The organism is Bacillus sp. B1-WWTP-T-0.5-Post-4, from assembly GCF_009183795.1.
Classification (GTDB): domain Bacteria; phylum Bacillota; class Bacilli; order Bacillales; family Bacillaceae_G; genus Bacillus_A; species Bacillus_A cereus.
Genome location: NZ_WEIJ01000004.1, coordinates 287,551 through 308,498 on the forward strand (window position 1 = coordinate 287,551; position 20,948 = coordinate 308,498).

A 20,948-nucleotide genomic window follows, 5' to 3' on the forward strand; every position below is an offset into this window, starting at 1 on the left:
GGAGAAATATTCTGTTTGCTAATCTTACCTTATCATTCAATAATAATATGATGTCCTGCCGCTTTTGTTAAACGATTCATAATTGCATTCCCTATTCCTTCATTAGGGAATGACTCACTAAAAATAACATCCACTTCACTTGCATCAAATGTTCTAAGTACATCATATAATTTAGTCGCAACGCTAGCTAAGTCACTTCTAACACCACAAGATAATATAACATCTGCACTATATACATACTGGTACTCTTCTGTCGTTAATACGCCTACTTTAAATCCTTCTTTCTTCTTCTCATCCACAAGATGCTGAATAAACTCACGTGAGCCCTCAACAATACTAAGTGGTGCTTTCGGCGCATAATGTGTGTATTTCATTCCAGGCGATTTCGGTTTTTCCTTCTCATCCTTTAAAGCTGGATCTAAAGAAACAGTACCTATCACCGCTTCTAATTGTTCTTTCGTAATCCCACCTGGACGTAATATTGTTGGAACCGTGCTTGTACAATCAATTACAGTTGATTCAACGCCTACTCCAGTTGCACCACCATCAACAATACCTGCAATCCTCCCATTCAAATCTTCATATACGTGAGAAGCTAATGTTGGACTTGGACGCCCTGAACGATTCGCACTTGGTGCCGCAACAGGTACATTCGCCTCTTCAATAAGAGCAAGTGCAATTGGATGATCAGGCATTCTTACTCCAACCGTATTAAGTCCTGCCGTCACCTTCTCTGAAATTCCTTCTTTTCTCGGCAAAATAATTGTTAATGGTCCTGGCCAAAAATGCGCCATTAACTTCTCTGCAACTGGTGGAATTTCTTTCACAATCCCATCTAACTGAGATTTTGTACCTATGTGGACAATGAGTGGATTATCACTCGGTCTTCCTTTCGCTTCGAAAATTTTCGCGATTGCTTCATCATCCATCGCGTTTGCCCCTAACCCATATACTGTTTCCGTAGGGAAAGCAACCGCCTCATTTTCTCTTAATAATTTTGCTGCTTCTTGTAACTGTGGATAATATTTTTTTCTTTCCACAACATTATCCACAACCCACATATTTGTATGCATTTTTTTCCACGTCCTTTTCTAGCCTTAAATACTTGTCTATTTTTAGTTTACTATGAGATTTATCCAAAAGACAAACAAGGTTTATCCACAAAATGTGGATAAACCTAATTAATCCGTGGATAACTTTGTGAATAGCTGACAATTTAGTATTATTGCATTCTGCTCTTTTATATTTTTACAAAAATGTTCTAGCTGTTGAATTCCCTCTGGAACCTCATCCTTTTCTATAGTAAAAAAGTCAAAGAACTGAAAGATCGGTACAGATTGTGGATGATTTGTTAGTAAGTACAATTGTTGAACACTTTTTTCTTTCATATACTGCAAAAACATTTCAAAAAAATATAAGAAAGTCTGTTTATCCACATGAGGTGTGAATAAACAAGAACGAATAAGTACATCTTCCCCACTTTGTTCATAACCAATTACAGCTCGTATTTCTTCCGCCTCTTCCAAAATCATAAATTGTGCGTACAACTCATTTATTTTATCATCTTTTTTATTAGCTTGTCCGAAAAAAGAATGTAATCTTTCCACATCTGCTTTCGTAGCAAAATACACTTTCTTCATAATAAATCCCTCCTCATTTTTATATATGAGGAGGGATTTATTAATAGTACTATTTAGAGAATAAAGATGTAAAAGCTTCTACAATAAACAATTTAACTTCTGGCTTTTTTTCTTCCTCTTCTACTTTTACATACTCATTTTGCTTTTCTTGTTTTTTCTCCACAGGTTTCTCCACTTTTTCCACATTTTTTGTTTCTTCTTTACTTACAGGCTGCTCTTCGACTTTTGTTTCATTTTTCACTACTTTCTTTTCAGAAGCTGTTACTTTTTTTACTGCTTCCCGCTTTACAACTTTCGTTTCTTTTACCTCATCCTCTTTTTTCTCTTCTACATTTACTACTTCTTCATTATCTATTTGTTTTACTTGCTCCTCTTCAGGAGATTCAGCCTTCACAACATGTTCTTCTTTCCTTACAGCTGTACCACTTGAAAAATCTAAGAAACACATCGGTGGAAATAATACACACCACCAGTTTGCCCCTTCACCTTCCCCAATTGTAATTAAGACTGCTTCATATTCCCCTGCCGGATAAATAAAATTCCCATATACCTTTGTAGGAAACTTTACATTCTTACTAAATTTCACTTGAAATGAATCTTTACTTCCTTCTCTTTTTAACGTATTTTCCACCGTTTTCTCGATTTCTGGAATATGACTTTGAATTACTTTGCGTGCCTCTTCAAATGAAGTTAAATCCGCTACCCATCCATCAATTTGTGCTTTTACTTCATCACGCACTTTACGCTTCAATGCCTGGTCTTTATCTGAATCACTATTTGCTAAAATTCGTAATCGAACGGCCTCTTTCGGAATAACTGAAGGCCCTTTCGCATCAGCTTTCATATATCCAAACTGCACAAGTAACTGTGCACCAATTAATAGTATAAGAAGATAAGCAATAACTTGTTTTTTCATTTCCTCCACCGTCCCTTCTACAAACAGTGTGGACAGACTTTCATCTTTCTAAACTATTAAATTCAAAATCTATATGAATTTTCCCACAAAAAAATAGAGTAAGGTGTGAACCTTACTCTATCTCTGCAAATACCATACGATCTTTTCCGTTAATATCGAAAACAACCTCAACATGAGCATGTGGAAAAGCTTGTTGTAACAATCTTTTTACATCCTCACCTTGTCCTACTCCAATTTCAAACGCCACAATCGCTTTCTTCTGCAACACATTCGGCAATTCTTCCATAAAACGGCGATAGAAATCTAATCCGTCTTCACCACCAACAAGTGCTCTCTTCGGCTCATGCTCTTTCACAACAGGAGAAAGACCACGCCAATCCTCTTCCGGTATATATGGAGGATTTGAAACAACAACATCTAGCTTTTGACCCGTTTTATGAAATGGTGACAATAAATCACCATGATAGAACGTTACTTCTGCACCTAAAGCTTTTGCATTTTCTTTTGCAACTTCAATCGACTCTTGTGCAATATCTACTGTATACACATGAAGATTTTTATTTTCTAAAGCAAGCGTAATAGAAATCGCTCCACTACCTGTACCTATATCTGCTACATGTAGTTTCTCATCACCAAAATGGCGCTCGATTCTTTCTAATACTCCCACTATAAGCTCTTCTGTTTCCGGCCTTGGTATTAATACTTCTTCATTCACAAAGAAAGACCGTCCATAAAACATTTCATAACCAATCATATATTGAATAGGAATACCTTCTACATGCTTATGGATAAACTCCGTAAAGCTTTTCTCTTGTTCCTCAGTTATTTCTTCACGCATATTCATAAGTAATCCTGTTCTGTTCACCTTTAATACATGACAAAGGACAATTTCTCCCGCATTTTCATCTCGTCCATTTTCCTGTAAAAAAGAAGAAGCCCATTTCAGGGCTTCATAGACACGCATTACTCAGCTGCCTCCATCTTTTGAGCCTGATCTTCCATCACTAAGGCATTGATGAAATCATCTAACTTACCTTGTAAGATTTGATCTAGCTTTTGAATCGTTAAACCGATTCGATGGTCTGTAACACGGTTTTGCGGGAAGTTATACGTACGAATACGCTCTGAACGATCTCCCGTACCAACAGCTTGTTTACGGTTTTGATCATACTCAGCTTGCGCTTCTTGTCTAAACTTATCATAAACACGTGCGCGTAATACTTTCATCGCTTTTTCTTTATTCTTGATCTGTGATTTCTCATCCTGACAAGATACAACTACACCAGTCGGTAAATGCGTTAAACGCACCGCTGACATCGTTGTATTAACGCTCTGTCCACCAGGTCCACTAGAAGCGAATGTATCAACACGAACATCTTTCTCATGAATATCAATTTCTACTTCTTCTGCCTCTGGTAATACAGCTACAGTTGCTGTAGATGTATGAATACGTCCACCAGATTCCGTTTCAGGAACACGTTGTACACGGTGAGCACCATTCTCGAATTTCAGCTTCGCGAAAGCACCTTTACCATTAATCATAAAGATAATCTCTTTATATCCACCTAACTCTGTATAGCTAGCCTCAATAATCTCCGTTTTCCAGCCCTGTACCTCAGCGTAACGGCTATACATACGGTATAAGTCACCAGCAAATAAAGCTGCCTCGTCTCCACCAGCAGCTCCACGAACCTCAACGATAACGTTCTTATCATCATTAGGGTCTTTTGGAACAAGTAAAATTTTCAGACGCTCTGATAATGTTTTATCTTGTGATTCTAACTCAGAAACTTCTTCTTTTACCATTTCACGCATTTCTGCGTCTAACTTATCTTCTAACATTGCTTTCGCATCTTTTAATTGCTCACGAACATTCTTATACTCACGATACACCTCTACCGTTTCCTGTATATCAGACTGTTCCTTTGAATATTCACGAAGCTTATTTGAATCACTAATAATCGCTGGATCACTTAACAATTCATTTAACTTCTCATAACGATTTTCTACAGCTTGCAAACGATCTAACACATCATTCACCTCTACATCCTAGTATCTAATACAAATAGTATATGGTACTTACTCAAAAAAACGCAAATTATATTTAAAAGTGGTGGTGGCTTGTTCAGCTCTGACCAGCTAAGGTTCTTTCGACCTAAAGGTGCTTTTTACCTTTCGGGCGGAAGGTTCTTAGATGCGAAGAGCTAGCCACCGGAACTAGATATATTTAAAAGCGCAAGCGGCTCAAACCGCTCATTCTCTCTATTTTGAAAAAAACCCGCCTTGCGCAGCGAGTTTTACTTATCTTTGTTTGCAGGTACTGCATGACAATGACGACAACGTGGTTCATACGATTCTGAAGCTCCAACTAAAATAATTGGATCATCAAATGCCGCTGGTTCGCCATCAATTAATCGTTGTGTACGACTTGCTGGAGATCCACATACAGAACATACTGCTTGTAGTTTTGTCACATGTTCAGCAATCGCCATCAGCTGAGGAACTTGTCCAAATGGTAGACCACGGAAATCTTGGTCTAAACCAGCTACAATGACACGATAGCCACGATTTGCCAATACTTGCACCACTTCCACAATGTCCCCATCAAAAAATTGCACCTCATCGATTGCAATAACATCCAGCTCTTCTGTAATATGTTCAAATATATCCTTTGAAGCTGAAACAGGAACTGCTTTTACCTTTAATCCGTTATGTGATACAACATCTTCTTCACTATATCGATTATCAATACATGGTTTAAATACAATTGCATGTTGTTTTGCAAATTGCGTACGGCGCACACGGCGGATTAGCTCTTCTGACTTGCCAGAAAACATACTACCGCAAATCACTTCAATCCAGCCATTTTGATTTATTAAGTACATGAAGCTCTCCTTTCATCTACTTTTCAGTTAAAAGTAGGGTAAAGGTATAATATTTTCGCAAAAAAAACAGACAAGCGAATACATACACTTGCCTGTTTTATGTTTTTATTACTTAAGACCGTATTTCTTATTGAAGCGGTCAACGCGTCCGTCTGCAGTAGCAAACTTCTGACGTCCAGTGTAGAATGGGTGAGAATCAGAACTGATCTCAACTTTTAGTAATGGATAAGTGTTACCATCTTCCCACTCAACAGTTTCGTTAGATCCTTTAGTAGATCCGCTTAAGAATTTGAAGCCTGTGTTTGTGTCCATGAATACAACTTTCTTGTAATCTGGGTGAATTCCTGCTTTCATTCTTTTCATCTCCTTCCGCCCTGAATCATTTTCGAAACAGAGTTTTTCATCTTCAGCTGCATACACAACTATATTGATGAAACACATATGATGAAATTATAACAAGGCTAACTTCATTTTGCAACTACCTGTTTTTGTCTTTTGAAATTAAAAGTGTAGACGGCTCGTTTAGCTCTGACTGGCTAAGGTTCTCTCGCACAAAAGGTGCTTTTTACCTTTAGTGCGGGAGGTTCTTAGACACGAAGAGCTAGCCGTCGGAACTAGATACAATTTAAAAGCAGAAGCGGCTCGTTCAGAATGGGAGGGGGATGGAGCTTCTGACGTAGAGGTGCTTTTTACCTCGTAGGAAGACGCGAAGCCACCGACCATTCTAGCCCTGGAGCTGGATATTATCTTAAAAGTGGAGGTGGCTCGCTCAGCTCTGACCAGTTAAGGTTCTTTCGCCCTAAAGGTGCTTTTTACCTTTCGGGCGGAAGGTTCTTAGATGCGAAGAGCTAGCCACCGGAGCTGGATATCATCTAAAAGCAGAAGCGGCTCGTTCAGAATCCAGGACACTTCGAACTCTCGACCATGAAGCGCTTTTTGCTTCATGCGAGAGAGTGAAATGACCGGAGATTTTAGCCGCTGGAGGGAGCTCATCCAGCTCTGACTGGCTAAGGTTCTTTCACTTATCTCTCTCTTTAATATCACCTAAACAGCATAAAAAACTCGCTTACTATAAAATAAGCGAGTCCTGATTTTTTTCCCTTTACTTAGTTGTTACATACCTTTTCGAGTCTGCAACAATGTTTTGTAAAAACTCTTCATTTGTCTTCGTTTGACGAAGCTTACGTAAGAAACTTTCAACAAAGTCTGGTGTATCACGCATTGTCTTACGAATGCCCCATAACTTGTCTAAATGTTCTTTTGGAATTAATAGATCTTCTTTACGTGTACCAGAACGACGAATATCAATCGCTGGGAAGATACGACGTTCAGCTAATGAACGATCTAAGTGAAGTTCCATATTTCCAGTTCCTTTAAATTCCTCGTAAATAACATCGTCCATACGTGATCCTGTATCAACAAGGGCTGTTGCTAAAATTGTTAAGCTACCGCCTTCTTCAATATTACGTGCAGCTCCAAAGAAACGCTTCGGTCTATGGAAGGCAGCTGGATCGATACCACCTGATAATGTTCTACCACTTGGTGGAATAACGAGGTTGTAAGCTCGAGCTAAACGGGTAATACTATCCATTAAAATGATAACATCTTTCTTGTGCTCTACAAGACGCATCGCACGTTCTAACACAAGCTCAGCTACTTTAATATGATTTTCTGGTACTTCATCAAAAGTAGAACTTACAACATCTCCTTTAACAGAACGTTCAATGTCTGTTACTTCCTCTGGACGCTCATCAATTAAAAGTACAATTAGTTCTGCTTCCGGATGATTTGTTGTAACACTGTGCGCGATTTCTTTTAATAGACTTGTTTTACCAGCCTTTGGAGGCGCAACAATTAAACCACGTTGTCCAAATCCAACTGGTGCGATTAAATCCATGATGCGTGTCGGTAACTTTTTCGGTTCCGTTTCCAATTTCATTTGGCGATCTGGGTATAATGGTGTTAATGCAGGGAAATGCACACGCTCTTTTGCTGAATCTGGATCATCTCCGTTTACAGCTTCAACTTGTAATAACCCAAAATAGCGTTCATTTTCTTTCGGAGGTCGTACTTTACCAGAAACCTTATCTCCATTACGTAAATCGAAACGACGAATTTGCGAAGCTGAGATATAAATATCTTCTGAGCTTGGAGAATAGTTGATAGGACGTAGGAATCCAAATCCTTCTGATTGAATAATTTCTAATACGCCTTCCATGAAAAAGAAACCTTCTTTTTCTGCTCGAGCTTTCAAAATAGAAAAAATCAGCTCTTTTTTCGTTAACTTGCTATAATACGAAATCTTAAATTCTTTCGCAAGCTCGTATAACTCTTTTAATTTCATGTTTTCTAATGCTGCAATTGACAAATTCATTCAGACACCACACTTTAACGTTATTCTCTTTTTTCATGGGTAAAGGGAAAAAATACGGAAGGCAAATAATTAATAATGAAAGGCAATAAGTTCAAGTAGGGTAATATTCACTATTGTAACCCTTTTATCTAGTTTTAATCAATACGTTGGAACACAAATACAAGAAGCGAAGACAAGAAAATTTGTCTTCGCTTCTTATTTAATTTAGTTCCAGCTCCGATAGTTAGAAAGATCGACCATTTTAACCTTTCTGAAGGAGCTGCTTACGCTTTTTATTTAATCTAGCTTCAGCAGCTAGAATGGTCGGTGGCTTCACTTCTTCCTGCGAGGCAAAAAGCGCCTCTACGTCAGAAGCTCCATCCCCCTCCCATTCTGAACAAGCTGCTTACGCCTTTCATTTAATCCAGCTCCGGTCATTTTACTCTCTCACTCGAAGCAAAGAGCGCTTCAAGGTCGAGAGTTGAAAGTGTCCTGCGATTCTGAGCGAGCCGCTTCCACCTTTTACTTAATAACCAAGTTCGGTTTTTTATTTAAGCTATGACGACCATCTACGAAGCGAACTGTGCCTGATTTTGCGCGCATAACAAGGGATTGCGTTGTTCCTACGCTACCTTTAAATTGAACACCGCGTAATAGTTCTCCATCTGTTACGCCTGTTGCTGCAAAGATTGCATCGTCACCTTTTACTAAGTCCTCCATGCGAAGGATACGATTAATGTCTTCTATGCCCATTTTTTTACAACGTGCTAATTCAGCTTCGTTTTGTGGCAATAGTTTTCCGTGAATTTCTCCACCTAAACATTTTAAAGCAACTGCTGCTAATACACCTTCAGGTGCTCCACCAGATCCAAATAAAATATCTACACCTGTACGATCAAACGCTGTATTAATCGCTCCAGCTACATCTCCATCATTAATCAATTTAATGCGCGCACCAGCTTTACGAATTTCTTCGATAATTTCTTGATGACGTGGACGATTTAAAACTGTCGCTACAACATCTTCAATATCTTTATTTTTCGCTTTCGCAACTGCACGTAAGTTATCAATAATAGGCGCATCAATGTCGACCGCCCCAACTGCTTCTGGGCCAACCGCGATTTTATCCATGTACATGTCAGGGGCATGTAACAAATTACCGTGGTCTGCAATTGCAATGACAGCAAGAGCATTCCAGCCACCAGCTGCTACGATGTTTGTCCCTTCTAAAGGATCAACCGCAACGTCTACACGTGGTCCATATCCTGTACCTAATTTCTCTCCGATATATAGCATTGGTGCTTCATCCATCTCACCTTCACCAATTACAACTGTACCTTTCATCGGAATTGTATCAAATACATCACGCATAGCTGATGTTGCTGCACCGTCTGCCTCATCCTTTTTCCCGCGCCCCATCCAACGCGCTGATGATAAAGCTGCAGCCTCTGTTACACGTACTAACTCCATAGATAAACTTCTTTCCACGATAATCCCTCTCCTTTAAGCCTTTATATTTCTGCCGTATTTTGTGAACCGTGTTTTTCTATAAAGTGCACTTCCGCAAGTAGTGATGCTTCGCTTCCCCCTTGCGGAAGTATCACTTATGCGTTCTTCATTTCTTCAATTTCTTGCTTTGTCATTTGTTCTCGCCAAATGTTTGCACCAAGCCCTTTAAGCTTGTCCACTATATTCTCATAACCTCGATCAATATGCTCAAGTCCTGTTACTTCTGTAATTCCATCTGCCATTAACCCTGCAATAACAAGTGCCGCTCCTGCTCGTAAATCACTCGCCTTCACTTTTGCACCTTGCAGTAACACAGGACCAGTTACAATTGCCGAACGACCCTCTACTTTAATTTGAGCATTCATACGACGTAATTCATCAATGTGTTTGAAACGGGCACCGTAAATTGTATCTGTTACAACTCCCGTCCCGTGTGCCTTTGTTAAAAGCGTCGTAAACGGCTGTTGTAAATCCGTTGGAAAACCTGGATATACAAGCGTTTTGATATCAACTACTTTTAACTTTCTATTACCGTTCACCGTAATTTGATCATCGTTCGTTTCAACTTGAACACCAGCTTCTCTTAGCTTTGCAGTAACTGATTCTAAATGCTGAGGAATAACGTTATCAACCGTTACTTCTCCTCCTGATGCAGCTCCTAGAATCATATACGTACCAGCTTCAATACGATCTGGAATGATAGTATGGTGACAACCATGTAAAGAGTCAACACCATCTATTCGGATTACATCAGTACCAGCACCTTTAATACGTGCTCCCATGCTTGTTAACAATGTAGCTACATCAATGATCTCAGGCTCTTTCGCTGCATTTTCAATAACAGTTCTACCTTTCGCTCGTACAGCTGCTAGCATAATATTAATCGTAGCTCCTACACTAACAACATCTAAATAAATACGTGCCCCGCGTAGCTCATCTGCTCTTAAATAGATGGCACCTTGTTCATTCGTAACATGTGCACCTAGCGCTTCAAACCCTTTAATATGCTGATCAATCGGCCTCGGTCCTAAATGACATCCACCCGGAAGCCCAATAACAGCTTTTTTAAAACGGCCAAGCATTGCACCCATTAAATAATAAGAAGCGCGCAATTTTTTCACTTTTCCATTCGGCAAAGGCATTGCAACCATGTTAGAAGGATCGACTACCATCTCTTCCTCCTGTCCATAAGTTACTTTCCCTCCAATTTCCTCTAGTAAGTCTCCTAACATTTTCACGTCCGAAATATTAGGGACACCACCAATAGTTACTGGAGTATCTGCTAAAATTGTCGCTGGAATTAATGCAACGGCACTGTTCTTTGCACCACTTACTCGAATTGTTCCATTTAAAGCTCTTCCGCCTTCAATTAGCAATTTTTCCATATTGAGCTCCCTTCTTGTGAATGTATTTACTTTCTATCTTTTTATAGAAAGCTCCCCTTAAGAATCTCAATTACTCTTTCCATCCCAAAACTCAATAAATAGGAAACCATTATCTTCATTTCTCCTGTAGCACGAATAGATAAAGATCAACTATTCATCGAATTCACTTTATCAATTTAGATACGTTATCACATTTATTAATAGGACTATGCACATTATTTTCTATTTAAAAACCAAAAATGATAAAATCTTTAGACTTGTTCACGCTTTCATTATACAACGAAAGGAAACCGTCTAAAAGACTAGACGGTTTCCAAAACGGAATTTTATTCTTACGCTTTACCGTTAGAACCGAATTCGCGAATTTTACCAATAACAGTTGCTTTGATAGCGTCGCGGCCAGGTCCGATAAATTTACGAGGATCGTAAACTTCTTGGTCTTTGTTTAATACTTCACGAACAGCTTTTGTAAACTCGATTTGGTTCTCAGTGTTTACGTTGATTTTTGAAGTACCTAAAGAGATAGCTTTTTCGATATCAGCAGTTGGGATACCAGTACCACCATGTAATACTAAAGGTACGCCAGTGAAGTCACGAACTTGTTCCATTTCAGCGAATCCTAAGTTAGGCTCACCTTTGTAAGGACCGTGTACAGAACCTAAAGCTGGAGCTAGGCAATCGATACCTGTTGCTTCAACAAGGTGCTTACACTCTGCTGGGTCAGCGTAAATTACGCCTTCAGCGATTACGTCGTCTTCTTGTCCGCCAACTGTTCCAAGCTCAGCTTCAACAGATACGTTACGAGCGTGTGCGTATTCTACTACTTGTTTAGTAGTTTCAACGTTTTCTTCGAATGGGTGGTGAGAAGCGTCGATCATTACAGATGTGAAACCTGCATCAATTGCTTCTTTACATTTTTCGAAGCTTGAACCATGGTCAAGGTGAATCGCTACAGGAACAGTGATGTTCATTTCTTCGATTAAAGCTTTAACCATAGCTACAACTGTTTTGAAACCAGTCATATGACGAGCTGCACCCTCAGATACACCTAGGATTACAGGAGATTTTTCTTCTTCCGCAGCAGCTAAGATAGCTTGAGTCCACTCTAAGTTGTTCATGTTGAATTGACCAACTGCGTATTTTCCTTCTAGTGCTTTGTTTAGCATTTCTTTCATAGAAACTAAAGGCATGGTGAATCCTCCTAAAAAACGTTTTTTGTATCCGATAAGTTCTTATCGCTGGTAGTATGACCAGAATAAGGTAAAATATGTATATCTACATACCGGACTTTTTTCTACACTCAATAGGATAACAACTTGTACTCAAAAACTCAACCGTATTCACCTGCACAATAGTCCATGTAAACGCTTTTTTCCATATTTTTTATAAAAAATTCATTTTTACGCCTCTACAGCGAGCTCATTTCTCACAGCTTGACGAATTTCATCAATATCAAATGGTTTAGCAAAATGCATTAAAGCTCCTAAATCTTTTGCTTCTTGGATCATATCAAGCTCTCCATAAGCAGTCATTAAAATTACTTTAATACTCTCATCAATTTCTTTTACATGCTTTAAAATCTCTATACCATCCATGCCTGGAATTTTCATATCTAACACTACTAAATCTGGATTATCTTTTTTCACGATATCTAAAGCTTGAAATCCATTCGCTGCTTGGAATGTCTGATAACCTTCTTTTTGGAACACTTCATGTAATAACACACGAATCCCATATTGATCATCAACGATTAAAATTTTACCTTCCATAATTCCCAACCTTTCTGTGTAAGTACAAGATTTAAAGCTTCTTATATCTTAACGATTTATTTTCGCTATTCTTTGGCAAATTCCTTCCTATTCTTTCTTATTTTACCGTTTCCTATTTTGTTATGCTACCCTACGATTTCACCTTTCTAAAAAAATAAATTATAATGAAAGCCGGCAAACACGTACGAAGGGAGTAACATTATGTTAAAAATTTTTTCAACTCAATTAAGTGGTTATTTCTCCAGAGTTTCTCAAAAAGAAGAAATGAATATAGAAGATAGCGCTCGTTTACTTGCTCAAGCACTAGTTGGCGATGGTTTCATTTATTTACATGGTACAAATGAAATGGAGGGCGTTGTTGCCGAGGCACTATTCGGTGCTGAACCAATGAAGCAAGCAAAACGCTTATTTGAAAATGGTAAAGAAGTAGAAGTAACTTCTGCAGATCGTGTACTTCTTATTAGCCGTTTTTCAACAGATGAAGCGGTTGTAGAAATTGCAAAAAAACTACAAGAAGAGGGACACTCTATTGTCGGCATTTCTGCTCTTCAAGAAGGTACGGAATCACTCGAACGATATACAGACGTACATATTGATACAAAACTGTTAAAAGGTCTTATTCCAGACGATGAAGGTAATCGCTACGGATTCCCAAGTTTAATAGTAGCTTTATTTGCTTATCACGGAATCAAATTTACAATCGATGAAATGTTAAATGAATATTAAAAAAAGCGCCTTATTTCAGGCGCTTTTTTTATTACTTGCTCTCTTTATTCGTAATAGAAGCTCTTACGAAGTCATGGAACAATGGTTGTGGACGGTTTGGACGAGAAACAAGTTCTGGGTGGAACTGTGCTGCCACGAACCAAGGGTGGTCTTTTAATTCAATGATTTCAACTAGACGGCCGTCTGGGCTTGTACCAGAGAATACAAATCCTTCTTTTTCCATATCAGGACGGAACTGGTTGTTGAACTCATAACGATGACGATGACGCTCATATACAACCGGCTCATTATAAGCATTGTAAGCATTTGTTTCTTCAGCAAGCTTACATGGGTATAGACCAAGACGAAGTGTACCACCTAGGTCCTCTACATCTTTTTGTTCTGGTAATAAGTCGATGATTGCATATGGTGTGTCAGGGTTGATTTCAGAAGAGTTAGCACCTTCTAAACCTAATACATTACGTGCGAATTCGATTGATGCAAGTTGCATACCTAAGCAAATTCCTAAGAATGGAACTTTGTTTTCACGAGCATATTGAATCGCAACGATTTTACCTTCTACACCACGATCGCCGAAGCCACCTGGTACAAGGATACCATCTGTATCGCCAACTAATTCTTTTACGTTTTCTGCTGTTACATGCTCAGCATTTACCCATTTTACTTCTACATCTGTGTCGAATGAGTAACCAGCATGACGAAGTGCTTCTACAACAGAAATATAAGCATCTTGAAGTTCTACATATTTACCAACAAGAGCGATTTTTGTTTTCTTAGAAAGATTACGCACTTTGTTAACTAGCGCAGTCCACTCTGTCATATCTGCAGCTGGATTGTCTAATTTTAAGTGATCACAAACGATTTGGTCCATGTTTTGTTCTTGAAGAGATAATGGAACCGCATATAAAGTATCTGCATCGCGAGCTTCGATAACTGCTTTTGTATCGATGTCACAGAATAATGCAAGCTTGTCTTTCATATCTTGAGAAACAGGCATTTCTGTACGAACAACGATAATGTTTGGTTGAATACCTAAGCTACGAAGTTCTTTAACACTATGTTGTGTTGGTTTTGTCTTCATTTCACCCGCTGCTTTTAAGTACGGGATTAACGTACAGTGAATGTACATTACATTGTCACGACCGATGTCGCTCTTAATTTGACGGATTGCTTCTAAGAATGGTAGAGACTCGATATCACCAACAGTTCCACCGATTTCTGTAATAACAACATCCGCATTTGTTTCACGGCCAGAACGATATACGCGCTCTTTAATTTCGTTAGTAATGTGAGGAATAACTTGAACTGTTCCTCCTAAATATTCACCGCGACGCTCTTTTTGAAGAACTGAAGAGTAAATTTTACCTGTTGTTACGTTGCTGTATTTGTTTAAGTTAATGTCGATGAAACGCTCATAGTGACCAAGGTCTAAGTCAGTTTCAGCGCCATCATCTGTTACGAATACCTCACCGTGTTGGTATGGGCTCATAGTCCCTGGGTCTACGTTAATGTATGGATCAAACTTTTGAATCGTTACGTTTAAACCACGATTTTTTAAAAGTCTTCCAAGAGATGCTGCTGTAATACCTTTTCCTAAAGACGATACTACACCGCCTGTTACAAAAATATACTTAGTCATGAAAAAGCTCCCTTCTATTTTGCTGTTATATAATCACCGTTGCAAAGCGCAACGTATGTAGATAACACTGTATCCATCTTATTGTTAGACTCTTTTTATTTTCTAAACAAAAAACAAAAAAGAAAATTGCTCCCCTCATCACAAAAAGTAATAAGTAGGGAGCAATTTTCTTTTATATTTACACTTTAAAAGTATTATCGTCCTTTTTTAAAGAGCCCAAAAATGATTCTACATGGACGATAATGAAAAGTCAAGAACTACAGTTCTTCCTCTTCTTCTTCTTCAGTTTCATCATACTCAAGTTCTTCTTCAGCGAAGTCGTCGTCATCTTCGTCTAAATCATCAAGATCGTCGTCATCTCCGTCTTCTTCTTCAAGAACCTTGTCCAAATCTTCTACATCGTCTTCATCTTCACTTACGTCTGCATCGTCGAAGTCATCTTCGTCTTCTTCAATGTAGTCGTCAAAACCGTCTTCTTCAACTTTACGTTTCTTCTTCGGTTTTGGTTGAGGCAAGATTTCTTCATCAATTTGCTCATATGGGTACCAGCTGCGTAGTCCCCAACGATTTTCTCCTAAATTAATGAAACGTCCATCGATGTTTAAGTCTGTATAAAATTGTGCGATTTTCGCATTAACTTGCTCTTGAGATAGTCCCAGCACTTGAGCGATTTCTTGAACCAACTCGTTGAATGTCGTTGCTTGTTTTTTATCCCCTAAAACGCTATGTACAACTTCAATCATTGAACATTCTTTTAGCTCTTCTGGTGAATATTGCTTAAAATCCACTTATGCGGCACTTCCTTTCATCAAATATAACCTTATATATAACGGCCTGCTTAAAAAAATCCATACTATTCATTATAAACAAAAGTCGCACAAATATGCTACAAAAAAAACGGGAAACTTTTATAGGGTAGTAAAATTATAATTTGTCTGTTCCTTATTTCGGAAGCATATGGGCCCCTTGCAATACATACCTAATTTGCATTTCTGTATATTCTTCGAGCGTATACAGTTTTTGCAGCGCCCAGCGTCTAAATCCCCACATCTGTCCTTGTATAAAAATATTATGCGCAAGAAGCTGTATTTCTTTTTTATTTAATGTAAATGTTCCATTTTCCGTACACTGTTCTAAAATATTCTCGAACATTCCTACCATTTGAAACTCCTTTTCTAATACATACGGAAGTGATTCTTTCGGTAAAAAGCGTACCTCTTGATACATTATCAATACTTCTTCCTGTAATTCGTCCATCACTTTAAAGTAATTCGTTATTGCTATCTTTAAACTTTCTATACTCCCTTTTTCTGTACACACTACTTCCTCTAATCTTTCTTTTACATGTTCATATATACTATCACAAACTAAATATAAAACATCATCTTTGGTACGAATGTACTCATAAAGTGTCCCTATACTAAACCCAGCCGCTTTTGCAATCTCTCTCGTTGTTGTACGCGGAAATCCTTTTTGTTTAAACAGTTGCACCGCACCTTTAATCATTTGTTCACGTCTTAACGCAACTAATTTTTCATCTTTCACCGATGCATGCACATTATGTTTAACCATTCTCTTCACCTCTCTCTATTATTTTTTGGAAGGAAAAAGCGTAGGAAAATACCTACGCTTTCGTTCCTACTTCGTTAACATACGAGAAATTACAAGCCTCTGAATCTCCTGTGTTCCTTCATATATTTGTGTAATCTTTGCATCTCGCATATAACGCTCTACTGGATAATCTTTCGTATAACCGTAACCACCAAATACTTGCACCGCTTCAGTCGTCACCTTCATCGCTGCATCGCCTGCAAATACTTTTGACATCGCTGATTCTTTTCCATACGGAAGCCCTTCTGATTCAAGCCAAGCCGCTTGATATGTTAAAAGGCGTGCTGCTTCTACATCTGTTGCCATATCCGCAAGTTTAAAGCCAATCCCTTGCTGCGCCGCAATTGGTTTTCCAAACTGATGGCGCTCCCTTGCATATTCTACAGAAGCATCTAAAGCCCCTTGTGCAATCCCAACAGCTTGCGCCGCAATACCGTTACGACCTCCATCTAATGTTTGCATCGCAACTTTAAACCCTTGCCCCTCTCCTCCAAGTAGATTCTCTACAGGAATACGGCAATCTTCAAACATAATTTCAGTCGTTGGTGAAGAGCGAATCCCTAGCTTGCTCTCCTTCTTCCCAACTGAAAATCCCGGTGTATCACTTTCTACAATAAATGCACTCGTACCGCGCTGCTTCGATTCAGGATCAGTTAGCGCAAAAACAACATAAATATCAGCAATACCGCCATTTGTAATGAAAATTTTTGATCCATTTAAAATATAATGATCGCCATCTCTCTTTGCGATTGTCTTCATTCCACCAGCATCCGATCCAGATCCTGGTTCCGTTAAGCCGTATGCACCAATTTTCTTCCCTTCAGCCATCGGCCGTAAAAACTTTTGCTTTTGCTCTTCCGTCCCAAATTTAAAAATTGGCCATCCCGCAAGTGAAGTATGCGCAGACAGTGTTACACCTGTTGAAGCACAAACGCGAGATAATTCTTCAATAGCGATTACGTATGCTAAGTAATCGCTTCCAATTCCACCGTACTCTTCAGGCCATGGAATACCAGTTAAACCAAGCTCTGCCATTTGATCAAATAACTCTCGATCAAATCGCTCTTCTTCATCACGCTCAGCTGCTGTTGGTGCCACTTCATTTTTAGCAAAATCTCGAACCATTTTTCTTATCATTTCATGTTCTTCTGATAGTTTAAAATGCATCTCCGTCTCCCCCTCGCCCTTTTATAAAGCACGGCTAATAACAAGTTTCTGTATTTCACTTGTTCCTTCATATATTTGCGTAATTTTCGCATCACGGAAAAATCGTTCTACTGGATAGTCTTTCGTATAACCGTAACCACCAAATACTTGCACCGCCTCAATCGCGACTTCAACCGCTGTCTTAGAAGCAAATAATTTCGCAATAGATGCTTCTTTACCGCATGGTAATCCTTGTGCCCTAAGAGATGCCGCTCTATATACGAGTAACCTTGCTGCCTCGACACTTGTTGCCATATCTGCAAGCTTGAAGCCAATCCCTTGCTGCGCCGCAATTGGCTTCCCGAATTGCTCTCTTTCTTTTGCATAATCAATTGCACAGCCAAGCGCCGCTTCAGCAATTCCTAAAGCCTGCGCACCGATTCCAATTCGCCCAACATCTAAATTCGCCATCGCCACTTTGAATCCTTGTCCTTCTTCCCCAAGTAAATTCTCAGCTGGCACTTTCATATCTTCAAAAGTAAGTTGTACTGTACGAGAACCGAGAAGTCCCATCTTATGTTCATCTTTTCCAATGATTAAACCAGGTGTATCTTTCTCTACTATAAATGCAGAAATACCACTTTTTCCTGCCTCTGGATTTGTAGAAGCGAATACAATGTATGTACTTGCTTCACCACCATTTGTAATAAACACTTTCGATCCATTAATAATATAATGATCACCTTTTTTCACAGCTCTTGATTTCAAACTCCCTGCATCTGATCCTGCATTTGGCTCTGTTAAAGCAAATGCACCTAAATATTCCCCGGTTGCAAGTTTAGAAACATATTTTTTCTTCTGTTCTTCTGTTCCAAAATATAAAATCGGATTCATTCCAACTGACGTATGTACAGCTAAAATTACACCAACTGTTGCACTTACCTTTGAGATTTCCTCAATTGCTAGAATGTAAGAAATAAAGTCCATTTCTGCCCCGCCGTATTTTGCAGGCGCTGGAATACCCATTAATCCAAGCTCACCCATCTTTTGCAAAATCTCTTTCGGGAACACCCCTTGTTCCATACTAGGAACAAAGGGAGCTATTTCCTTCTGTGCAAAATCCCGAACCATTTTCCTCATCATTTGCTGCTCTTCATTAAAACGAAAGTTCATATATTCCGCCTCCATTTGCTATATATCCTTTAAATAATTTGGTAAGACCACTATGTTGTAACAAAGGGGGCATTTATTCGTAAACGTAGAATCCACGACCTGTTTTACGCCCTAACCATCCTGCATTCACATACTTACGTAATAACGGACATGGGCGATATTTACTATCTCCTAATCCTTCATGCAACACTTCCATAATGTATAAACACGTATCTAAACCGATAAAATCGGCGAGTGTCAAAGGCCCCATCGGATGGTTCATACCAAGCTTCATGACTTCATCAATTGCTTCTTTCGTCGCTACACCTTCATATAACGTATAAATTGCTTCGTTAATCATCGGTAGCAAAATGCGATTTGATACAAAACCTGGGAAATCATTCACTTCAACTGGTACTTTCCCAATTTTTTTCGTAATATCTTCAATTGCTTCATATACCGCATCATCGGTAGCCAAACCACGAATAATTTCAACAAGCTTCATAACTGGAACTGGATTCATAAAGTGCATACCGATTACTTTTTCCGGACGCTTCGTTACCGCTGCAATTTCTGTAATTGGCAGAGATGACGTATTCGTCGCTAAAATTGCGTGTTCTGGAGCAATTTCATCTAGATTCGCAAAGATTTTCTTTTTAATATCCATTTTCTCAACAGCTGCTTCAATAATAAGATCCGCTTCTTTCACACAATCTAAATCAAGCGTTACTGTAAGACGATTCAATGTGGCTTCCTTCTCTTCTTCCTTCATACGTCCTTTTTCTACTTGGCGTGCTAAGTTTTTCGTAATGATAGCCAATCCTCTATCTAATTGCTCTTGCTTTAAATCTTGTACCTTCACGTCATATCCTGCCATTGCACATACTTGTGCAATTCCTGATCCCATTTGCCCTGCACCAATTACAACAATGTTTTGTACACCCATTTTTTCTTCCCCCTTAATTGTTAATAAATTTTATACCCTCGAACTTTAATTAGTGAACTTCAATCATCACTGCATCCCCTTGACCGCCACCGCTACAAATCGAAGCAATTCCAATTCCGCCGCCGCGCTGCTTAAGTGCATGGATTAGTGTAACGATAATGCGCGCTCCGCTTGCTCCAATTGGATGTCCCATCGCTACCGCGCCGCCATTTACATTCAATTTTTCCGGATCAATTCCTGCGATTTCTGTACTTGCAATTGCTACCGCTGCAAAGGCTTCATTAATCTCGAATAAATCAATGTCTTCAATTGTCTTTCCTGTTTTTTCAAGCAATGCGTTAATTGCATAACCTGGAGTTCTTGGGAAATCTTTAGATTCCACTGCAATTGCTGTATGCGCCAAAATTGTCGCTAATGGCTTTCTTCCTTCTTGCTTCGCTCTGTCTTCGCTCATTAATACAAGTGCGGCACCACCATCGTTTAGTCCTGGCGCATTACCAGCTGTCACCGTCGCTGTCTTATCAAATACAGGTTTTAACTTTGCTAACTTTTCAATCGTTGTATCTTCACGTGGCGCCTCATCCTTTGCAACGACAATAGGATCGCCTTTTCTTTGCGGAATCGTTACTGGCACGATTTCCTCTTCAAAACGCCCTTCTTTATGCGCTGAAACCGCACGCTGATGGCTACGATATGCCCATTCATCTTGCGCTTCGCGAGAAATTCCATCTTCCTTTGCAACTTCTCCACCATAAACGCCCATGTGTGTACCTGAAAATGCGCATGTTAAACCGTCAGCAACGTTTAAATCAATAACTTCGTTGTTGCCCATTCTGTATCCCCATCTTGCTCCACGTAAAATGTAAGGACTGTTACTCATCGACTCCATACCGCCAGCTACAATCAGTGATTGATCGCCAGTACGAATAATCTGATCCGCTAACGTAACCGCACGAAGCCCTGATGCACAAACTTTATTCACTGTTTCCGTCTGCACTTCCCAAGGGATTCCAGCAGCCCTCGCAGCTTGGCGCGATGGAATTTGTCCCTGCCCACCTTGAATAACCGTTCCAAATATAACTTCTTCAACATCACTAGCCGCAACATTTGCTCTTTCAAGCGCTGCTTTAATTGCAATTCCTCCAAGTTCCGTCGCTTTTACATCCTTTAAAGATCCTCCAAATTTTCCAACTGGTGTTCTTGCAGCACTTAAAATAACTGTTTTACTCATTTTTCTTTCCCCCATTTCATTTTTTTACACTGAGCGCTCG

20 protein-coding genes are annotated in these 20,948 nt (G+C 39.2%); 1 reads left to right on the top strand and 19 read right to left on the bottom strand.

Annotated features, from left to right (window positions below; translation table 11 throughout):
* Positions 1–32: 32 nt before the first annotated feature.
* From GBN91_RS15700 to spo0F, 12 genes are all read right to left on the bottom strand, one after another.
* A complete protein-coding gene (locus GBN91_RS15700; RefSeq protein WP_152121744.1) occupies positions 33–1,073 on the bottom strand; it encodes an L-threonylcarbamoyladenylate synthase in 1,041 nt (346 codons plus the stop codon).
* Between the two features lie 108 nt (positions 1,074–1,181).
* Positions 1,182–1,640, bottom strand: a complete 459-nt coding sequence (locus GBN91_RS15705) for a GNAT family N-acetyltransferase (RefSeq protein ID WP_000758437.1) — start codon at positions 1,638–1,640, stop codon at positions 1,182–1,184.
* A 49-nt stretch (positions 1,641–1,689) separates the two neighbouring features.
* Complete coding sequence (spoIIR, locus tag GBN91_RS15710) at positions 1,690–2,556, bottom strand: stage II sporulation protein R (RefSeq protein WP_016125750.1); 867 nt, start codon at positions 2,554–2,556, stop codon at positions 1,690–1,692.
* A 112-nt stretch (positions 2,557–2,668) separates the two neighbouring features.
* Positions 2,669–3,520, bottom strand: coding sequence for a peptide chain release factor N(5)-glutamine methyltransferase (gene prmC / locus GBN91_RS15715; protein WP_001267064.1), 852 nt, complete (start codon positions 3,518–3,520; stop codon positions 2,669–2,671).
* The gene (prfA, locus tag GBN91_RS15720; protein ID WP_152121786.1) at positions 3,520–4,587 is read right to left on the bottom strand and encodes a peptide chain release factor 1; all 1,068 of its coding nucleotides are present in this window, start codon (positions 4,585–4,587) and stop codon (positions 3,520–3,522) included. Before prfA ends, prmC begins: the two co-directional genes overlap by 1 nt.
* A gap of 266 nt (positions 4,588–4,853) precedes the next feature.
* The gene (locus tag GBN91_RS15725) at positions 4,854–5,441 is read right to left on the bottom strand and encodes a thymidine kinase (RefSeq protein ID WP_000280859.1); all 588 of its coding nucleotides are present in this window, start codon (positions 5,439–5,441) and stop codon (positions 4,854–4,856) included.
* A 108-nt stretch (positions 5,442–5,549) separates the two neighbouring features.
* Complete coding sequence (locus GBN91_RS15730) at positions 5,550–5,795, bottom strand: type B 50S ribosomal protein L31 (protein WP_000643433.1); 246 nt, start codon at positions 5,793–5,795, stop codon at positions 5,550–5,552.
* 748 nt (positions 5,796–6,543) lie between these two features.
* Complete coding sequence (rho, locus tag GBN91_RS15740; protein ID WP_001053903.1) at positions 6,544–7,815, bottom strand: transcription termination factor Rho; 1,272 nt, start codon at positions 7,813–7,815, stop codon at positions 6,544–6,546.
* A 501-nt stretch (positions 7,816–8,316) separates the two neighbouring features.
* On the bottom strand, positions 8,317–9,282 hold the full coding sequence (glpX, locus tag GBN91_RS15745) for a class II fructose-bisphosphatase (RefSeq protein WP_000442340.1): 966 nt from the start codon (positions 9,280–9,282) through the stop codon (positions 8,317–8,319).
* Between the two features lie 116 nt (positions 9,283–9,398).
* On the bottom strand, positions 9,399–10,688 hold the full coding sequence (gene murA, locus GBN91_RS15750) for a UDP-N-acetylglucosamine 1-carboxyvinyltransferase (RefSeq protein ID WP_000413254.1): 1,290 nt from the start codon (positions 10,686–10,688) through the stop codon (positions 9,399–9,401).
* Positions 10,689–11,020: 332 nt separating this feature from the next.
* Positions 11,021–11,878: a class II fructose-bisphosphate aldolase gene (locus GBN91_RS15755; RefSeq protein ID WP_001131855.1), complete on the bottom strand. Its 858-nt coding sequence runs from the start codon at positions 11,876–11,878 to the stop codon at positions 11,021–11,023.
* 210 nt (positions 11,879–12,088) lie between these two features.
* Positions 12,089–12,457 carry a sporulation initiation phosphotransferase Spo0F gene (spo0F, locus tag GBN91_RS15760; RefSeq protein ID WP_000398594.1) on the bottom strand — a complete coding sequence of 123 codons (369 nt, stop codon included), beginning with the start codon at positions 12,455–12,457 and terminating at the stop codon, positions 12,089–12,091.
* A 201-nt stretch (positions 12,458–12,658) separates the two neighbouring features.
* Here spo0F and GBN91_RS15765 point away from each other — a divergent pair, with 201 nt between their 5' ends.
* Positions 12,659–13,183: a DUF2529 domain-containing protein gene (locus GBN91_RS15765; protein WP_000912404.1), complete on the top strand. Its 525-nt coding sequence runs from the start codon at positions 12,659–12,661 to the stop codon at positions 13,181–13,183.
* A 31-nt stretch (positions 13,184–13,214) separates the two neighbouring features.
* Here the strand turns inward: GBN91_RS15765 and pyrG are convergent, their stop codons facing one another.
* The 7 genes from pyrG to GBN91_RS15800 form a co-directional block, all read right to left on the bottom strand.
* The gene (gene pyrG / locus GBN91_RS15770; protein ID WP_000170460.1) at positions 13,215–14,822 is read right to left on the bottom strand and encodes a CTP synthase; all 1,608 of its coding nucleotides are present in this window, start codon (positions 14,820–14,822) and stop codon (positions 13,215–13,217) included.
* A 257-nt stretch (positions 14,823–15,079) separates the two neighbouring features.
* Entirely contained in the window at positions 15,080–15,610 is a 531-nt protein-coding gene (rpoE, locus tag GBN91_RS15775) for a DNA-directed RNA polymerase subunit delta (RefSeq protein ID WP_000346280.1), read from the bottom strand.
* A 154-nt stretch (positions 15,611–15,764) separates the two neighbouring features.
* Complete coding sequence (locus GBN91_RS15780; protein ID WP_000238599.1) at positions 15,765–16,394, bottom strand: TetR/AcrR family transcriptional regulator; 630 nt, start codon at positions 16,392–16,394, stop codon at positions 15,765–15,767.
* A 66-nt stretch (positions 16,395–16,460) separates the two neighbouring features.
* On the bottom strand, positions 16,461–17,600 hold the full coding sequence (gene acdA / locus GBN91_RS15785; RefSeq protein ID WP_000545545.1) for an acyl-CoA dehydrogenase AcdA: 1,140 nt from the start codon (positions 17,598–17,600) through the stop codon (positions 16,461–16,463).
* A 21-nt stretch (positions 17,601–17,621) separates the two neighbouring features.
* Positions 17,622–18,752: an acyl-CoA dehydrogenase gene (locus GBN91_RS15790; protein WP_001011179.1), complete on the bottom strand. Its 1,131-nt coding sequence runs from the start codon at positions 18,750–18,752 to the stop codon at positions 17,622–17,624.
* A gap of 73 nt (positions 18,753–18,825) precedes the next feature.
* Entirely contained in the window at positions 18,826–19,677 is an 852-nt protein-coding gene (locus tag GBN91_RS15795; RefSeq protein ID WP_000538874.1) for a 3-hydroxybutyryl-CoA dehydrogenase, read from the bottom strand.
* A 49-nt stretch (positions 19,678–19,726) separates the two neighbouring features.
* Positions 19,727–20,923 carry an acetyl-CoA C-acetyltransferase gene (locus GBN91_RS15800; protein WP_226800160.1) on the bottom strand — a complete coding sequence of 399 codons (1,197 nt, stop codon included), beginning with the start codon at positions 20,921–20,923 and terminating at the stop codon, positions 19,727–19,729.
* Positions 20,924–20,948: the final 25 nt, after the last annotated feature.

Coding starts and splice junctions, on each gene's coding strand:
- GBN91_RS15790 (WP_001011179.1), bottom strand. CDS start 18,752: ATGAACTTTCGTTTTAATGAAGAGCAGCAAATGATGAGGAAAATGGTT.
- GBN91_RS15700 (WP_152121744.1), bottom strand. CDS start 1,073: ATGCATACAAATATGTGGGTTGTGGATAATGTTGTGGAAAGAAAAAAA.
- GBN91_RS15725 (WP_000280859.1), bottom strand. CDS start 5,441: ATGTACTTAATAAATCAAAATGGCTGGATTGAAGTGATTTGCGGTAGT.
- prmC (WP_001267064.1), bottom strand. CDS start 3,520: ATGCGTGTCTATGAAGCCCTGAAATGGGCTTCTTCTTTTTTACAGGAA.
- GBN91_RS15780 (WP_000238599.1), bottom strand. CDS start 16,394: ATGGTTAAACATAATGTGCATGCATCGGTGAAAGATGAAAAATTAGTT.
- acdA (WP_000545545.1), bottom strand. CDS start 17,600: ATGCATTTTAAACTATCAGAAGAACATGAAATGATAAGAAAAATGGTT.
- GBN91_RS15705 (WP_000758437.1), bottom strand. CDS start 1,640: ATGAAGAAAGTGTATTTTGCTACGAAAGCAGATGTGGAAAGATTACAT.
- spo0F (WP_000398594.1), bottom strand. CDS start 12,457: ATGGAAGGTAAAATTTTAATCGTTGATGATCAATATGGGATTCGTGTG.
- GBN91_RS15755 (WP_001131855.1), bottom strand. CDS start 11,878: ATGCCTTTAGTTTCTATGAAAGAAATGCTAAACAAAGCACTAGAAGGA.
- GBN91_RS15765 (WP_000912404.1), top strand. CDS start 12,659: ATGTTAAAAATTTTTTCAACTCAATTAAGTGGTTATTTCTCCAGAGTT.
- GBN91_RS15800 (WP_226800160.1), bottom strand. CDS start 20,923: ATGGGGGAAAGAAAAATGAGTAAAACAGTTATTTTAAGTGCTGCAAGA.
- murA (WP_000413254.1), bottom strand. CDS start 10,688: ATGGAAAAATTGCTAATTGAAGGCGGAAGAGCTTTAAATGGAACAATT.
- pyrG (WP_000170460.1), bottom strand. CDS start 14,822: ATGACTAAGTATATTTTTGTAACAGGCGGTGTAGTATCGTCTTTAGGA.
- GBN91_RS15730 (WP_000643433.1), bottom strand. CDS start 5,795: ATGAAAGCAGGAATTCACCCAGATTACAAGAAAGTTGTATTCATGGAC.
- rho (WP_001053903.1), bottom strand. CDS start 7,815: ATGAATTTGTCAATTGCAGCATTAGAAAACATGAAATTAAAAGAGTTA.
- spoIIR (WP_016125750.1), bottom strand. CDS start 2,556: ATGAAAAAACAAGTTATTGCTTATCTTCTTATACTATTAATTGGTGCA.
- GBN91_RS15795 (WP_000538874.1), bottom strand. CDS start 19,677: ATGGGTGTACAAAACATTGTTGTAATTGGTGCAGGGCAAATGGGATCA.